The sequence below is a fragment of the Pleomorphomonas sp. JP5 genome (genome assembly GCF_023721815.1).
Lineage (GTDB): Bacteria > Pseudomonadota > Alphaproteobacteria > Rhizobiales > Pleomorphomonadaceae > Pleomorphomonas.
The window spans coordinates 436,894-453,014 of the sequence record NZ_JAMDLI010000008.1; the positions used below are offsets into that span (position 1 = coordinate 436,894).

Genomic DNA, 16,121 nt, shown 5'->3' on the forward strand with positions numbered 1-16,121 from the left:
GCGAGTTATGGGCTATCGCCGGAACGGCCGCAACAACCACATCCATCAAAGGTTCGGTCCGTCAGATCATCTCCAGCGGCGTCGCGCGGCGAGGTGGTGAGAACATCGCATCGAGCGCCGTGCGCAACCCGTCGGTCACGACGACGTCGAGCGCGCCGGCGTTGTCCTCGACGTGAGCGACCCGCCCCGACTTGGGAATGGCGATGACGCCGTCACGGTCGAGCACGAAGGCAAGCGCCAGCTGCGCAACGCTGGTGCCATGGTCGGCAGCAAGCGCCGCAAGCTGCTTGTTCCCAAGGAGTCTGGCCTGCTCCACCGGCGAGTAAGCCATCACCGGCACGCCGCGCCTTTGCATGGCGGGGAGCAGATCCCACTCGATGCCACGGCGCGACAGATTGTAGAGCACCTGATTGGCGGCCACCGCCTCGCCGCCCGGCACGGTCAGCAACTCCTCCATGTCATCGGCATCGAGGTTGGAAACGCCCCAATGACGGATCTTTCCGGCCGACTTCAGCCCTTCGAAAGCCGCCACCGTCTCGGCAAGCGGGTAATTTCCGCGCCAATGCAGCAGATAGAGGTCGAGCCGGTCGGTGCCGAGGCGTTTCAACGAACGCTCGCAGGCCGCGACCGTGCCGTCTCGCGACGCATTGTGCGGATAGACCTTGGACACAAGGAAAACCTCGTCGCGCCGTCCGTCTATCGCCTCCCCGACCAACCGTTCTGATGCGCCCTCACCATACATTTCGGCCGTATCGATCAGGGTCATGCCGAGGTCGATCCCCCGGCGAAGCGCGGCGATCTCCTCGGTGCGTCGACCTGGTTCGTCGCCCATCATCCAGGTGCCGAGCCCAAGCGCCGGCACATCCTCGCCACTGGGCAAACGAACGGTCCTCATCGGCATCTCCCTTGATTCTCAAATGCATTCGTCGACATGGTCGACAGGTGTTCGGGAAGTATAGCAGCCGATCGGCGGCCATAGGGGATCGCCGTTCTTTTCGTGGAATGCAGACACCAAACACGTGACGCCAGCAGCAGGAATCCTTTATCCTGCCGCGACGACGCGCCCTGCGGGGCTGGCGGTCTCTCTTCGAAAGGATGCTTCATGCGACTACTCGTGGTCGGCGCCGGCGCCACAGGCGGCTATTTCGGTGGACGGCTGGCTGCCGCCGGTCGTGACGTGACCTTTCTTATCCGCCCCAAGCGGGTGGCCGAGATCGCCAAGAATGGCTTTGTCATTGTCGACCCAAAGGGCGAGACCCGTATCGAGCCGAAAATCGTCACCGCCGACAAGCTCGAAGGCGGCTACGATCTCGTGCTGATGAGCGTGAAGGCCTACTCGCTCGAGGCCGCGCTGGACGACATAGCCCCGGCGATCGGCCCCAGCACCGTGATCCTGCCCCTTCTGAACGGCCTCAAGCATTTCGACGTGTTGTCCGAGCGTTTCGGTGCCGACAAGGTGGTCGGTAGCTTCTGCAAGATCAACGCCCGGCTCGACGATCACGGCCGCATCATCCAGATGTCGCCGCTGCATGAGCTGGTCTACGGCGAGCATGACGGTAGCCGAAGCCCCCGCATGGAGGCGATCGACGCCTTCTTCAAGGGAGCCGGCTTCGACGCGCGACTGTCCGACGACATCGGCCGCGAGCTTTGGGAGAAGTGGATCCTGCTCGCCAGCCTCGGCGCCGCAACGTGCCTGATGCGCGGCTCCATCGGCGACATCGTCGCCCGCGAGGGTGGCAGCACCTTCATCGAAGCGCTGCTCGGAGAAGTGGCGGCGGTCGCTACCGCCCACGGCAAGGCTCCCGACCCCGCCTATCTGGAAGCGACGCGCCAGTTGCTCACCGCGCCGGGCTCGCCGATGACCGCTTCCATGTATCGCGACCTAGCCAAGGGGCTGCCCGTCGAGAACGACCAGATCATCGACGACCTGCTCGCTCGCGCGGCCGAGGTCGGCGTGGACACCCCCTACTTCCATCTGGCGGCCATTCACCTCGGCGTCTACGCGGCGCGACGACGCTCCGAGTAGAAATGACAGGTCTACCCTGAACGTTTCCACTGTTAGGGATCGCTCGCGGCAAGGACTTGCCTCGCAAAGAAACAAAAGTTGTCACTTTTCCCACCTCTTCCGCCAAATCCCGAGGAGAGCGGAGGGATTTGATCGGCAGTTACCCGGTAGAAATCCTAAGGCCACGAGAATTCGAAACGTTACGCTTCTGCCTTTCGCGCAACTGTGCTAAGAGGTGCCCCGAACGCGGCTCGGCTCGCTCCGGGGAGGACGCGTTCGCCTCGAATTATCTGCCCGCCCTGGCGGGAGCACAGCATCGACAAGCAGGATGCCGCCATGAAGTATGGTTATTTCGACGACAAGGCCCGCGAGTATGTGATCACGCGGCCGGATACGCCGCTGCCGTGGATCAACTACATCGGCTGTCAGGGCTATTTCGGCATCCTGTCCGCCACCGGCGGTGGCTACTCCTACTATCGCGATGCTCGCCTGCGCCGGCTGACCCGTGGCCGCTACAACAACGTGCCGGCCGACTTCGGCGGCCGCTACGTCTACGTTCGCGACAATGCCAGCGGCGACTACTGGTCACCGTCGTGGATGCCGACCCAGTCGGAGCTCGAGGACTACAGCTGCCGGCACGGCATGGGCTATTCGATCATCTCGGCCAAGCGCTCGGGAATCCGCACGGCCACGCGCTACTTCGTGCCGCTCGATGAAACGCTCGAGATCTGGCAGACGACGATCACCAACGAGCGCCTGACCCCGGCCGACATTTCGCTCTTCTCCTCGGTCGAGTTCTGCCTGTGGGAAGCCAACGACGACGCCACCAACTACCAGCGCAACCTGTCGACCGGCCAGGTCGAGGTCGAAGACGAGGTCATCTACCACAAGACCGAGTATCGCGAGCGTCGCAACCACTTCGCCTGGTTCTCCTGCTCGGAGCCGCTCGCCGGCTTCGACACCCAGCGCGAGAGCTTCCTCGGCCCGTGGCGCGGCTGGAACAAGCCGATCGCCGTCGAGGAAGGCAAGTCGCGCAACTCGATCGCGCACGGCTGGTCGCCGATGGGCTCGCACCACGTCAAGCTGACACTCGCACCCGGCGAAAGCCGAGAGATCATCTACGTGCTCGGCTATCACGAGAATCCGAACGAGCAGAAGTTCGACCCGCCGGGTTCGCAGACAGTCAACAAGACAACCGTCAAGCCGATCATCGCCAAGTACCGCGACGTCAAGAACGTCGAGGCAGCCTTCGAGGCTCTTGGCAAGCATTGGGACAATCTGCTGGGCGTCTATCAGGTGTCCTCGCCCGACGAACACGCCAACCGCATGGTCAACATCTGGAACGCCTACCAGTGCATGGCTACCTTCAACATGTCTCGGTCGGCTTCGTCGTTTGAAACCGGCATCGGGCGTGGCCTCGGCTTCCGCGACTCCAACCAGGATCTTCTGGGCTTCGTGCACATGGTGCCGTCGCGGGCGCGCGAGCGCATTCTCGACCTCGCGGCGACCCAGCTTTCGAGCGGCGGCGCCTATCACCAGTACCAGCCGTTGACCAAGAAGGGTAACAACGACATCGGTGGCGACTTCAACGACGACCCGCATTGGCTGATCATCGGCGTAGCCGCCTATCTCAAGGAGACCGGCGACTTCTCGATCCTCGACGAGCCCGTCGTCTTCGACAACCAGCAGGGAACCGAAGCGCCGCTCTACGAGCATCTGCGCCGTTCGATCCAGTATGCACTCGACCGGCTCGGCCCGCATGGCCTGCCGCTGATCGGCCGCGCCGACTGGAACGATTGCCTCAACCTCAACTGCTTCTCCGACACGCCCGGCCAGTCGTTCCAGACGACCACCAGCAAGGATGGCAAGGTGGCCGAGTCGGTTTTCATCGGCGCGCTGATGGTGCTGTCGGCCCGCGAGCTGTCCGCCCTGGCGGCTCAGGTCGGCAAGACCAACGACGCGACCTTCTATGCCGACGTCGCCAAGAAGATGGACGAGACCGTCCGCACCCAGGGTTGGGACGGCGAGTGGTTCGTTCGCGCCTATGACGACTTCGGCCGCAAGATCGGCTCGAAGGAGAACGAGGAAGGCAAGATCTTCATCGAGTCCCAGGGCTTCGCGGCGCTGGCCGGCATCGGTGTCGACGACGGCAAGGCCCGCTCGGCGCTGGATGCCGTGCGCAAGCATCTCGCCACGCCGCACGGCATCGTGCTGCAGCAGCCGGCCTACAGCCGCTACTACATCGAATATGGCGAGATCTCGACCTATCCGCCCGGATACAAGGAAAACGCCGGCATCTTCTGCCACAACAATCCCTGGGTGGTCATCGGCGAAGTCGTGCTGGGCAATGGCGACGCAGCCTTCGACTACTACAGCCGTATCTCGCCGTCGGTGCGCGAAGGTATTTCGGACGTTCACCGCCTCGAGCCCTACGTCTACGCCCAGATGATCGCCGGCCGCGACGCGCCGACCCATGGCGAAGCGAAGAACTCCTGGCTGACCGGTACGGCCGCCTGGAACTACTACGCCATCACGCAGTGGATCCTCGGCATCCGTCCCGAGTACACCGGCCTCAGGATCGCCCCGGTGGTGCCGGAGCGCTGGACCGGGTTCACGGCAAGCCGCATCTTCCGCAGCGTCACCTACGATATCACGGTGAAGAGGAACGGCGCCGGCAACAAGGTATCGCTCTCGGTCGACGGCAAGTCGATCGAAGGCGACATAGTGCCGCCACCGGCCAAGGACGTTAAGACGGTCAAGGTCGAGGTCGTTCTGGGCTGACGGCGACATCCAGAGACAACAGCGAAAGGGCGCCTTCAGTGGCGCCCTTTTTTTGTTGCCTGACGACTTCTGTCTCAATGACAGATCAACCGCACTCTATAAACCGTCGTCATTTCTGCGGATTGAACTATTAACTTGTTACACAAGGACAAAACCGCACGGACATATACGTAAAATTACCTTTTCGCCTCAGTTTTGCGTCATATCTTGAGCGCGTTATTCTTTGTTTACGACTACCCCGCCATGGTTGCGCGAGAATAATCTGGTGCATCGAGGTGCAGCTCATGAAGCCGCGCGTTCAGCCGACCTCCGAGGAAATCACGTTTCTTCCCAACGAAATCATTGTTTCCAAAACAGATCTCAAGGGGCGGATTACCTACGCGAACTCGACGTTCTCCAGGATTTGTGGCTACAGCCGCGCCGAACTGATGAACGCGCCGCACTCGATCATTCGTCACCCCGACATGCCACGCTGCGTCTTCAAGTTGCTCTGGGACCAGATTGGCGAAGAGCGCGAGATCTTCGCCTACGTGAAGAACATGGCGCGAAACGGCGCCTTCTACTGGGTGTTCGCCCATGTGACACCGTCGTTCGACACGGAAGGCAGGGTTAGCGGCTACCACTCCAGCCGGCGAGTGCCCGACCGCCGCGTCGTTCGGGACGTCATCGAGCCCCTCTACGGAGACCTGCTTCGCATAGAGGCCTCGCATGCCAGCCCCAAGGAGGGGCTGGCCGCCTCTTTCGCCCAGCTCATGAGCATCGTGAAATCGAAAGCCGCCAGCTATGACGAACTCATCTTCTCGCTTTGAGGCGTTCGCCCCAGGCGCGGCGGTCATCCTGCTGCTCGCAGGCGCGGCCGGCGCCTTGGCGGCGGACATGCCCGCGTTGGCTCTCTCGTTGATCGTCGTCGGCATCTTGGGCACAGCGGCAAGTCTTGTCATCGCCCTGCGCCTTCATTCCGCCATCGGACGCTCGATCCGGGTGGCCCGCGCCCTCGGTCAAGGGGACTTCGAAACCCGCGACCTGGCCTTCGATCAATGGGGCCAGGCCGGCGAGCTTACCGAGGCCATCAACGACATGGCCGACCACATCGACGCCTTCGTGCGCGAGGCCAGCGCAGCCATGGAGGCCGTCCGCCTGAACCGCTATTATCGGCGGATCCTGCCCAACGGCATGGAAGGCGCCCTGCTCCGCGCTTCATCGACCATCAATGAAGCCACCGACATGATCCAGGAGCGCGTGCAGGCCTTCGAGGTCTCCACCGACGAGTTCGGCGCCACGATCAACTCGATCGTGGAGAGCCTCGTCAACGCCTCGCGCGATATGGGAGGCGCGGCGACGCGCCTCGGCGAGGGAGCCAGCTCGACGGACCAGCGCGCCACCGACGCGGCATCCAGTTCGAGCATGGCCTCCACCGATGTTCAGCGGGTCGCTCAGGCTGCGGCGCAACTCACCAGTTCGGCCCGCGACGTCGGCCGCGAGATCGAACGCTCGGCCGCCATTGCCCAGGATGCCGTCAACCGCGCCGAGGAAACCAAGCGCATCGTTGCCGGCCTGTCGGATGCCGCCGAGAAGATCGGTGCCGTCATCGGCCTGATCGAGCAGGTCGCGGAGCAGACCAACCTTCTGGCTCTCAATGCCACCATTGAGGCTGCACGGGCGGGCGAAGCCGGCAAGGGATTTGCCGTGGTCGCGCAGGAAGTGAAGGCGCTTGCCTCGCAGACAGCCGCAGCCACGGGCGAGATCACCCGGCATATCTCCGACGTCCAGTCGGCAACCCGCGCCGCCGTCGGCAGCATCGCCGGCATCGGTGGAACCATCGCCGAGATCAATACCATCACGTCGGACATGCGCGGTTCGATCGAAGCGCAAATCGCCGCCACGACGGAGATCGCCGAGGGTGTGAACAACGCCTCCGAGGGCACAAGGCAGGTGTCGGACCGAATATCCGGGATCACCGGCATCGCCCGCGAGACGTCGACGCTGGCGCAAAGCCTGTTCTCGACCTCCGGCGCGCTGTCCTCCGAGGGTGACCGCCTTTCCGTCACCGTGCGCGAGTTCCTCGTCAGGTTGCGGCGTGGACCGCTCGATCGCCGTCAAGCCGCAGAGCGCGTGCCTGGCGGCCACACCGTGACCATCGTCTCGGAACGAGGAACCGCGACGGCCACCTGTGTCGACATTTCCCTGACCGGCGCCCGCTTTGCCGGCCAGTTGCCGCCACTGAGAGTCGGCGATGAGATCCAAGTCACCGGCGAAAAGGACATCGCCGTGCCAGGCACCGTGCGCTGGATTCGCGACAACAACATCGGCGTCGAGTTCAGGGTTGCCGAGATGACGCAGGCCGCATCCAACCGCCTGCGGCACCTGGTGAACAAGGGCCGATCGAGGGCGGCGGCCTAAGGCTTCCACCACCCAAGGATGAGTCAACGACGCCGGCCAATGCCGACGTCGTGTCGTTCATTGACGCTCGAGCCTGAGATGGGCGATCTGGCCGAAGCGCCCGACGTCGACGAGCTTCAGCGTTCGCGGTTGCGCCACATCCGGATAAAGCGGGATGCCATCGCCGAGAATGACCGGAACGATGAACTGATCGAGCCTGTCCAGTGCGTCGCGGTCGATAAATGCCTGTTGCAACCGGCCGCCACCGACAATCCATGCATTCCGCTGCCGAGCCGCACGGAGGTGCTCGATCAGCGCGTCGACGCCAGCGGTCCAGACCTCGGCATCATCCGGCAAATCCGCGATGGCGCTCGAGGTAACGACGATCAGGTGCTTGCCTCCATAAGGCCAGGACGGCATGGCCCGGCGGCAAACGTCATAGGTGGTCCGCCCCATCACCAGAGTAGAGATGCCGGCGTAGAACTCTTCATAGCCGGCCTCCTCGGCCGAGTAGGGATCCAGGAAGGCAAAGCTGTGGTCGGGAGCGGCAATGTAGCCGTCCAGCGTCGAGGCGATGTAGCCGCAGATCATCATTTCGCTCCGGGTTCAGGGGAGCAAGATGATAGCGGCGGTGCTGCCCGATCCCGTCAGCAGCCCGATTGCCTCGTCAGCGCCGGTCGCCAATGAAATCGCGATGGCGTTGCAGACGACTTTCGAGACCTCGCACGGCCAGCGATAGCGAGACGGTCATCAACAGGTAGACATAGGCGACGACGTTGTATGTCTCGAAGAACATGAAGGTGCCCGACGAGTACACCTTGCCGAGCTGGGTCACGTCCTGCACGCCAAGCACCGAGACCAGCGACGAGTCCTTGAGCATCGCCACGAAATCGTTACCGAGCGGCGGAAGCACCGTCCGGAAGGCCTGGGGCATGATGATCAGGCGAAAAACCTTGAAGCGGCTGAGACCAAGAGCCTTGGCTGCCTCGATCTGGCCACGGTCAACCGACTGCAGGCCGGCGCGAAAAATTTCGGAGAGAAAAGCCGAATAGGAGATGACCAGCGCCACCACGGCCCGCCACAAGAGGTCGAAATCGCGGACACTGGCCGATCCCATGACCCCGGCGGCCTGAAGCGGCGCGGTGACGATGTTCCAGAAAGCAATCAGCGCCGGTGCGGCGACAAAGGCCATGTAGAACAGAAGCACCAGCACCGGTACGCCGCGAATGATCTCGACGTAGAAGGTGGCGACCTCGCGAAGAAGGCGGTGTTTCGACAGACCGGCCGATGCGACGCCAAGACCGATCACGCAGGCGAAGACATAGGCGAGGACCGTCACGAAAACACTCACCCAAATGCCGGTCGCCACGGCACCGAAGATGACGCGGTAACTCTCGTCGGAGCCGATGACGAGACCAAAGGCTATGGCAAGGAGTATCGCCGCGATCAGCCAAAAGGGCAGCTCGCGGCGACGTGTCTCTGATGGAGTCAAGGCCGGCTCAGTTCTGGCTCTTGTAGTCGTAGAGCCACTTCTTGTTGAGCGCCTCAAAGGTGCCATCGGCCTTCATGGAAGCGATGGCCGCATTGATCGGCGCGGTAAGGTCGGAGTCCTTCTTGAGGATGAAACCGAACTCTTCGCGGCCGAGCGGAGTACCGACGACCTTGAAGGCGCCGGGCTGGGCGCCGATGTAGCCATCCGCCGAGGTCTTGTCCATCAGAACCGTGTCGACGTCGCCGGCCTTCAACGCCTGAACCGAAGCGCCAAAGGTCTCGAACAGCTTGACGCGCGGGTTCTTCTCGTCACCGTCGAGCACATTGTAGATGGCGACGTAGAAGTTGGTGGTGCCCGGCTGTGCGCCGACCAGCCCATCCTTGAGAGCCGCGAAAGACGGGCCGTCGGTGAAGCGATCCTCGTCGGCGCGTACCAGCATCAGCTGCTCGGAGATCATGTAGGGGTCGGAGAAGTCGACCTGCTGCTTGCGCTCGTCATTGATGGTGATGCCATCCATGCCGACATCGAACTGCCCGTCGCGCACCGCCTGGATCATGGCGTCCCACGACGTCAGCTTCCATTCGACCTTGGCGTTGAGACGCTTGCCGATCTCGTTGAAGGCATCATACTCCCAGCCGATGCCCTCGCCTGTCTTCGGATCGGCGAAGTTGAGCGGAACGTAGGCATTCTCCGTGACCGCGACAATGGTGCGTCCCTTGAGATCGGGCAGATCGGCCGAATTGGCCGAGGACACGAAAGCGGACAACAGAACGGCGGCGGCAGCCGCCGCCCTCGCAACAACCTGCATGAAAGGATCCTCCGTCGCTGAGGTAGCCGGAACGAGATCCCTTCGTCGCCGGCGCGTGAAGGCCACTATTGGCTTTTTCGCGCAAGGCTGGCAAGGGTTTACTTGCCTTTCGGCTTGATCGGCGAGGGCTGTGTCAGTCCCGCGTCACCGGCAGTCCATTCATCCGCCAGACGCTGATGCCGCCGCCCAAATGCCCCTCCACCGCATGTCCGGCGGACTTGCACAACGAGAGCGCCTGGCCCGATCGACCGCCCGACAGGCAGTAGAGCACCACCGGCTTGTCCTGCGGCAGGTCGCCGACCCAGGTGGACAGCTTGGAGAGTGGACGATGAAGGGCACCTGGAATGTGCCCGTCGTTCCACTCGTGCGCCTCGCGCACGTCGACAAGGTGAATGGCCTCGCGATCGAGCAGGTCCTTGACCTCCTGCGGCGTCAGCGTCTTGAAAGCGTTGCGATTGAAGAAGGAGAGCATTGGAACTCCATCCTGTTTATTTTGTATGACGGTAGATACGAATATTCTAATATAAATCATCTGTCAAGGATTTTGCGTACGGATCTTCTCGTTCCGGAGACAATCGCACTGTCCACCCAGTGTCAGCCCTTCTGCGACGACGGCGCGCAGTAAAGCTCGTAAAGCAAACCGATCAGCCGGCGCGCGTTATCGGAGGCCAAACGATAGTAGATGGTCTGTGCTTCCCGTCGAGTAGCCACGATGCCGAGGTCGCGCAGGCGGGCGAGATGTTGCGACAATGCCGACTGACCAAGCCCGACGGACTCGGCGAGCGCCCCAACGGACATCTCGTTATCGACAAGGCGGCAAAGAACCATTAGTCGCTTGGACTGGCCGAGAGCCGACAGCAGCCGGGCGGCCTCCTCGGCCCGCGACTCCATGACCTCGAGCGGATTGCCGAACGGTTCGCAAAGGCTGGATTCGACCGGCGCCATCATAGTCTGTACCCTCGTGCTTTAGTAACCTCATAATATTCAAATATACGCAACTTGGCAATTCCAATCCTCGGGCCCTGATCGAGCGGTTGCAACGCCAAGGCGACTTAGCGAATTGTTATCAAAGAGGCGGTTATTTTCGGGGGCCGACACGTCGGGTCGGATCGCGGGCGACGTTGTCATGAAAACGTTATCGGAAATGCAGTCTCCCAAGGGAAAAGTCCTCCGCAGGCCTCTCGTCCTGTCGCTGCAGGCGATCGTGGTGGCCATCGTAGGCCTGATGCTCGTTATCTTGCAGCTGGCCGTCGGGGTAACCGAAACCGCCCGACAGCTTGACGGAATCAAGTCGGAGGCCATGTATCGGGCAAGGACCGGCCTAGACTTGCTCGCTGCCATTCCATCCGGCAAGGCGGAGTCTGGCCAGAACGGGATCGATCCACAGACTGCGCTAAACTCCCTTCGCTCCATCGCCGACATTTATGCCCGCAATCATCCAGGCGAAACGATACAAATCGAAACAGGTGTCTCCTTCGGCGATCAAGCCGCGTCGGGCGATGATATCGTGGCCTGGGGCGATGACGATCTCAGTGTGAAGCGTGGCTTCACGCTCGACGATGGCACGAACCGCGTTTCAGGATTCTTCCTGGCTCACGTCGATCTCAGTGACGAGTACGCCCACTGGCGCAGGAGTATTCAGGATCGGATCCAGCTCGCCGCCTTCATCGTCCTGTCGGTGTTGATGCTCGCCGTGCTCCTCATGCGCGTCATCGTGGTCAGCCCGCTAGAAAGGCTCAGCGGCCTCACCCGCCGCCTCGCCGCCGGCGAACTGGTCGAAGTGCCCGAGCCCGTCGATCATGCACGCGAGATCTGCGACTTGTCCGAAGCGCTGGTGGTGTTCCGCAACAATCTCGCCCAGAAAAACAAGCTGGAAGCCACCAACGTGGTTGCGTTGCGCAAACTCGAAAGGGCAACCGGCAACCTCGACATGGCGCTCCGCGCGATGACACAGGGCCTTGCCCTGTTCGACGCTCAATACCGCCTGCTTCTGGTCAATGAGCGCTTCCTGGAAATCTTCGATCTGGCCGAGGGAGACTTTGCGGCGAGGCTGTCGGCGCAAGACGTCGAAGACCTGATTGCCAGGCGGATCGCCACGGCGCCCGACCTCAAACACCATTTCGCCGCCATGGAGTTGTTCGGCCGGCATCTCGGCCGCCTGTTCACGCAGGCCGAACCGGTATCCGGCGAGGAGACCTTCGGCGACCGGACCATTTCCTTCACCCACGTAATCACCGGAGAAGGCGGCTGGGTCACCACCGTCGAAGACGTTACCGAGCGCCGGGCGCAAGAGGCGCGCCTCGCCTACCTTTCGCGCTTCGATGCCCTCACCGGCTTGCCCAACCGCACCCAGTTCAATGACCGGCTGGCCCTTGACCTCGCCTGGGCGGCCGACAACAGCGTCAAACTCGCGGCGATCGGCCTCGATCTCAATCAGTTCAAGGAAATCAACGACCAGCGTGGTCATAGCGTCGGTGATGCCGTTCTCGTGGCAATCGGCCGCCGGCTGGAAAGCGTGGCGCAGGACGGCGAGTTCGTCGGCCGTATCGGCGGCGATGAGTATTGCGCGCTCAAGAAGTTCAGCCTTCAGGCGGAGATCGGCGAGTTCATCGCCCGCCTGGAGCGCTGCTTCGAGGATCCCATACGCGTCGAAGAGAACGATATTTCCGTCAGCGTTTCGATCGGCGTCGCCATCTACCCGGACGATGCGGTGGATGCGGAGCAGCTCGTCAACAATGCCGATCTTGCGAAATATCGCGCCAAGCGATCGGTGACGCAGAACGTCTGCTTCTATGAAGCGGAAATGGATGAAGCCTCGCGCGAGCGGCGGACCATGGCGCGGGATCTGTGGGATGCGCTCGACCGGGAGGAGTTCCACCTGACCTATCAGGTGCAGAAGAACATCCGGTCCCGCGAAACCATCGGCTACGAGGCCCTCATCCGCTGGACGCATCCGACGCGCGGCGCCATTCCACCGGACGTCTTCATACCCATAGCCGAGGAGTGCGGCGCCATCCTGCCCATCGGCCGCTGGGTGCTGAGGCGTGCCTGCCAGGACGCCGCGGCCTGGAATGATGACCTTCGCGTCGCCGTCAACCTGTCGCCAGTTCAGATCGCCAACGACGACATCGTCAAGCTGGTTCACGAAACGCTGCTCGAGACCGGCTTTGCGCCACAGCGCCTCGAACTGGAAATCACCGAGTCGACCATCATCGGCGACAAGGCGCATGCCCTGCATGTCCTGAGGCAACTCAAGGCGCTGGGCGTCACCGTGGCGCTCGACGATTTCGGAACAGGCTACTCCTCGCTCGACACGTTGAACTCGTTCCCCTTCGACAAGATCAAGATCGACCGTTCCTTCCTGTCGGAAGCCGAGGAGAAGGAAGACTCGCGGGCCATCGTCAAGGCGGTGGTGGCGCTCGGCCGCAGCCTCGACGTGCCGGTGCTGGCCGAAGGCGTCGAGACGGTCGGCCAGCTCAGCATTCTCGAAGAGGAAGGCTGCGAGGAGGCCCAGGGCTTCCTGTTCGGCCGCCCTGCCCGGCTGACGGGCGACGAGGTGCTGAAGTCGATCGGGCGCAGCGCCTGACCCGCCCAAGAGGCAAAGCGCGCGGCTGCGTCGCGAACTACGCATTGGACGAGGTCGGCAAGGTCGACTATTCGGGTGCCACGTTGAAACCTGCCTGAGGATCTCCCATGGTCGTCGGACTCGCGGTGGTGCTGCTCTGCCAGCTCGTCGGTGAGATTTTCGCCTACACGACGCATTTGCCCGTGCCGGCTCCCGTCGTCGGACTCGTGTTGCTGTTTGGCTTCTTTCTCGTGCGGGACCGCTGGGAATGGCTGCCCTTCTCGCTGCGCAGCGAGGAGATCGACAAGACCTGCGAAACGCTGGTGCAGCAGATGGCGCTGCTCTTCGTTCCGGCCGGCGTCGGCATCGTGCAGCGCCTCGGCATTCTCGAGGCAAACGTCGTCGGCGTACTCGCCATAATCGTGGTGACAACGGCATTCTCGATTGCCGTGACCGCCTATACGTTCCGGCTGGTGTCACGCTGGTTTCCAGCCCCGACGGAGAGCGAGGAATGAACGCGTCCGAAGGCCTCTGGTCCCACCTTACCGGCGGCGCGCTGTTCTGGCTGACGCTGACTCTCGTCGTCTACACGATCGTCGATCGCCTGTCGCTGCTGGCCCGGCGCAACCCGCTCGCCAACCCGGTTCTTCACTCGGTCTGGGTAATCGGCACGATCCTCGTGGTTAGCGGCACCCCTTACGAAACCTATTTCGACGGCGCCTACTTCATCCACTTCCTGCTCGGCCCGGCAACCGTCGCCCTTGCCCTGCCGCTCTACGAGAACCGACGGGTCGTCCTCCGCTCGCTGGTGCCGATCGTCGCCGCGCTAGCCGTCGGATCGGCGGCGACCATCGGTTCGGTGATCGTGTGCGCCGCCATCTTCGACCTGCCCGCGATGATCACCATCTCGTCGCTGCCGAAGTCTGCGACCTCGGGCGTCGCCATGGGCATCTCGCAATCGGTTGGAGGCGATGCTTCGCTGACGGCAATCATCGTGGTTGCCACCGGCATTGCCGGCGCGGTGATGGCGACGCCGCTCCTGAATTTCCTGCGCATCACCGACCGCCGGGCGCGCGGCTTCGCCCTCGGTCTCGCCGCGCATGGCGTCGGAACGGCGCGCGCCTTTCAGGTGCATCCGCTCACCGGCACCTTTGCCGGCGTCGGCATGAGCCTGAACGGCCTGCTGACGGCCGTTCTGGTGCCGCTGGCGGCTTCGTTGATCGGCGGTTGAGGCGCTCGCTCAGCAAAGAGGCGCCGATACAGACATCCCGTCGCCGACATAAGGCTTCCGCTCGGATATGGCCGTCCTTTCGAGATAGCGGCGGCACTGCTGTTCGCGATCGTAGCCGAGCAACGTGCCGAGCATGAAATCCTCCTCCGCCGTCAGCTCGCAGAGCGGCTTGTCGACGAAGCGGCGGACTGTCTCCACCAGGGCTGCCCGCCCGAAGAACAGGTTGACGCGGCTATCGTTGAGCCGGTGGACGTAGTGGTCCACCCGATCGGCGGCCAGCCGGGCGACCACGCCCGGCAGATCCGCCCAGGAGACGGTCAGCATGAACAGATGCCGCACGCCCTTGTCCAACTCATAGAGCGAGTGGTTGACGATGCGGCCGCTGACGGAGGTCAGAGAATCTGGCTGGTCCATGCCGCGATCCGCTTCTCGGACTTGCCCGCCTGGTTGTCCTGATCGAGAACGAGGCCCACGAACCGGCCGTCACGGACGGCGGTCGAGCCCTCGAACTCGTAGCCCTTGGTTTCGGTGAACCCGATGACTTCGGCGCCCTTCTCGACAACCGCCTCATAGAGCGTCCCCATGGCGTCGACAAAGCTGTCCGGATAGGTGCTCTGATCGCCAAGGCCGAAAATGGCCACCTTCTTGCCCGAGAGATCGGCTTCGCCAAGCACGTCGACGCCGCTTTCCCAATCGGCCTGGAGGTCGCCCTCGCCATAGGTGGGCGAACCGAGAACCAGAAGATCGCATGCCTCGAAATCGGCCGCCGTCGCGTCGTTGATATTGATGACCTTGGCGTCGAGCTTGGCGGCGATCTTGGCGGCAGCCGCTTTGGTGCGGCCGGAGTCCGACCCATAGATCACGTGAACGGTCATTTCCCTTTTCCTCTCTGCTGCGACGGAGCCTCGTGGCTTCGACCTTGATGGAGCCTAATTGCAGTTGCGAGGCATTTGCAATTAGGACAATCCCGCAGAGTGTTTCAGGGCTGACGGACAGCGACGCTCTGGAACTCTATGTCGCGCCGCTTGCCGACACCCCGAAAACATGCCGCTCGACAAAGCGTCCGGTTGAGAACAGCAAGGGGATGGCGACCAGCAGAGCCACGGCAACCACGACGGCAGCGATCAACAGGCTTCCTCCGGTTATCATACCAGTGGCGAAGCCGTTGATGACGACCAGCAGCGACAATGGCAGCACGATGCAGAGGGCAGTGCCTGTTCCCGGCGCGTAGCGGCGGAACGCCAAGGTCAGAGCGAGATGTGGAACAACAGCGTTGACGGTCATCACCACCGCGAGGCCCGCCAGCAGTTCCGAGCCGTGCTGGCTTCCGGCCACCGCGAACGCGACGATCCCGTAAACCACGGCCGTCAGCATCACCAAAGCGAAACGGAAGGCGAACGGCGTAACGCGACCGGAGAGGCGCGACTTGGCGCCCGCATAGGAGGGCAGGAATAGCCCTTCCTCGATATTGTGGACCGTGATGGCGAGCGCGAACAGCCAATAGAGCGCGGCGGGCGTCATGACACACCTCCTTGCTGGATCCGACCGACCGGCGGTGGAGAGCGACGGCGGTCTCTGCGGCTTCGATACATGATAGCACACCGAGCCCGGTAGCGCGAACCTCGCCCCGACAGGCGGCGATCAGACAGCCTCCTGTCCAAAATACGCTTTGACAACCCAGGGGCTATTTGTCTAGATATCGATAATAGACAGAAGCGGACATTGCGAGCAATCGGCAGTGAATCGCGCTTCGATGGGAGGCGGTCATGCGTGCTTTGAAGATCGACGGTTCTGGTCGGAGTTCGTTTCACGAGGTGGCAGAGCCTGTTGCGGGTTCGGGCGAGGTTTTGGTGGCGGTAA

The 16,121-nt window shown here is 62.6% G+C and carries 16 protein-coding genes; 7 read left to right on the forward strand and 9 right to left on the reverse strand.

Annotated features, from left to right (window positions below):
• Window positions 1-61 precede the first annotated feature (61 nt).
• Window positions 62-901 carry an aldo/keto reductase gene (locus tag M4J40_RS13340; RefSeq protein ID WP_251754629.1) on the reverse strand — a complete coding sequence of 280 codons (840 nt, stop codon included), beginning with the start codon at window positions 899-901 and terminating at the stop codon, window positions 62-64.
• Between the two features lie 201 nt (window positions 902-1,102).
• On the opposite strand from M4J40_RS13340, the gene panE reads away from it, so the two are divergent.
• From panE to M4J40_RS13360, 4 genes are all read left to right on the forward strand, one after another.
• A complete protein-coding gene (panE, locus tag M4J40_RS13345) occupies window positions 1,103-2,026 on the forward strand; it encodes a 2-dehydropantoate 2-reductase (protein WP_251754630.1) in 924 nt (307 codons plus the stop codon).
• Between the two features lie 315 nt (window positions 2,027-2,341).
• Window positions 2,342-4,786, forward strand: a complete 2,445-nt coding sequence (locus tag M4J40_RS13350) for a GH36-type glycosyl hydrolase domain-containing protein (protein ID WP_251754631.1) — start codon at window positions 2,342-2,344, stop codon at window positions 4,784-4,786.
• Window positions 4,787-5,070: 284 nt separating this feature from the next.
• Complete coding sequence (locus tag M4J40_RS13355; RefSeq protein WP_251754632.1) at window positions 5,071-5,595, forward strand: PAS domain-containing protein; 525 nt, start codon at window positions 5,071-5,073, stop codon at window positions 5,593-5,595.
• Window positions 5,570-7,186 carry a methyl-accepting chemotaxis protein gene (locus M4J40_RS13360; protein WP_251754633.1) on the forward strand — a complete coding sequence of 539 codons (1,617 nt, stop codon included), beginning with the start codon at window positions 5,570-5,572 and terminating at the stop codon, window positions 7,184-7,186. Before M4J40_RS13355 ends, M4J40_RS13360 begins: the two co-directional genes overlap by 26 nt.
• A 57-nt stretch (window positions 7,187-7,243) precedes the next feature.
• Here M4J40_RS13360 and M4J40_RS13365 read toward each other — a convergent pair whose 3' ends face one another.
• The 5 genes from M4J40_RS13365 to M4J40_RS13385 form a co-directional block, all read right to left on the reverse strand.
• Entirely contained in the window at window positions 7,244-7,759 is a 516-nt protein-coding gene (locus tag M4J40_RS13365; RefSeq protein WP_251754634.1) for a dihydrofolate reductase family protein, read from the reverse strand.
• A gap of 73 nt (window positions 7,760-7,832) precedes the next feature.
• Complete coding sequence (locus tag M4J40_RS13370; RefSeq protein ID WP_251754635.1) at window positions 7,833-8,657, reverse strand: amino acid ABC transporter permease; 825 nt, start codon at window positions 8,655-8,657, stop codon at window positions 7,833-7,835.
• A gap of 7 nt (window positions 8,658-8,664) precedes the next feature.
• Window positions 8,665-9,465 carry a transporter substrate-binding domain-containing protein gene (locus M4J40_RS13375; protein WP_251754636.1) on the reverse strand — a complete coding sequence of 267 codons (801 nt, stop codon included), beginning with the start codon at window positions 9,463-9,465 and terminating at the stop codon, window positions 8,665-8,667.
• Window positions 9,466-9,598: 133 nt separating this feature from the next.
• Window positions 9,599-9,937 carry a rhodanese-like domain-containing protein gene (locus M4J40_RS13380; RefSeq protein WP_251754637.1) on the reverse strand — a complete coding sequence of 113 codons (339 nt, stop codon included), beginning with the start codon at window positions 9,935-9,937 and terminating at the stop codon, window positions 9,599-9,601.
• Window positions 9,938-10,059: 122 nt separating this feature from the next.
• On the reverse strand, window positions 10,060-10,413 hold the full coding sequence (locus tag M4J40_RS13385; protein ID WP_251754638.1) for a metalloregulator ArsR/SmtB family transcription factor: 354 nt from the start codon (window positions 10,411-10,413) through the stop codon (window positions 10,060-10,062).
• Between the two features lie 178 nt (window positions 10,414-10,591).
• Here M4J40_RS13385 and M4J40_RS13390 point away from each other — a divergent pair, with 178 nt between their 5' ends.
• From M4J40_RS13390 to M4J40_RS13400, 3 genes are all read left to right on the forward strand, one after another.
• Window positions 10,592-13,051, forward strand: a complete 2,460-nt coding sequence (locus tag M4J40_RS13390) for an EAL domain-containing protein (RefSeq protein ID WP_251754639.1) — start codon at window positions 10,592-10,594, stop codon at window positions 13,049-13,051.
• 107 nt (window positions 13,052-13,158) lie between these two features.
• A complete protein-coding gene (locus tag M4J40_RS13395; RefSeq protein ID WP_251754640.1) occupies window positions 13,159-13,545 on the forward strand; it encodes a CidA/LrgA family protein in 387 nt (128 codons plus the stop codon).
• Window positions 13,542-14,261, forward strand: a complete 720-nt coding sequence (locus tag M4J40_RS13400) for an LrgB family protein (RefSeq protein ID WP_251754641.1) — start codon at window positions 13,542-13,544, stop codon at window positions 14,259-14,261. Before M4J40_RS13395 ends, M4J40_RS13400 begins: the two co-directional genes overlap by 4 nt.
• A 9-nt stretch (window positions 14,262-14,270) precedes the next feature.
• Here M4J40_RS13400 and M4J40_RS13405 read toward each other — a convergent pair whose 3' ends face one another.
• From M4J40_RS13405 to M4J40_RS13415, 3 genes are all read right to left on the reverse strand, one after another.
• A complete protein-coding gene (locus M4J40_RS13405; protein WP_251754642.1) occupies window positions 14,271-14,675 on the reverse strand; it encodes a DUF2023 family protein in 405 nt (134 codons plus the stop codon).
• Window positions 14,654-15,136 (reverse strand): flavodoxin FldA, encoded by a 483-nt coding sequence (gene fldA, locus M4J40_RS13410; RefSeq protein WP_251754643.1) that lies wholly within the window; start codon window positions 15,134-15,136, stop codon window positions 14,654-14,656. The genes M4J40_RS13405 and fldA overlap by 22 nt, the downstream gene beginning before the upstream one ends.
• A gap of 136 nt (window positions 15,137-15,272) precedes the next feature.
• Window positions 15,273-15,782 carry an HXXEE domain-containing protein gene (locus M4J40_RS13415; RefSeq protein ID WP_251754644.1) on the reverse strand — a complete coding sequence of 170 codons (510 nt, stop codon included), beginning with the start codon at window positions 15,780-15,782 and terminating at the stop codon, window positions 15,273-15,275.
• Between the last annotated feature and the right edge of the window lie 339 nt (window positions 15,783-16,121).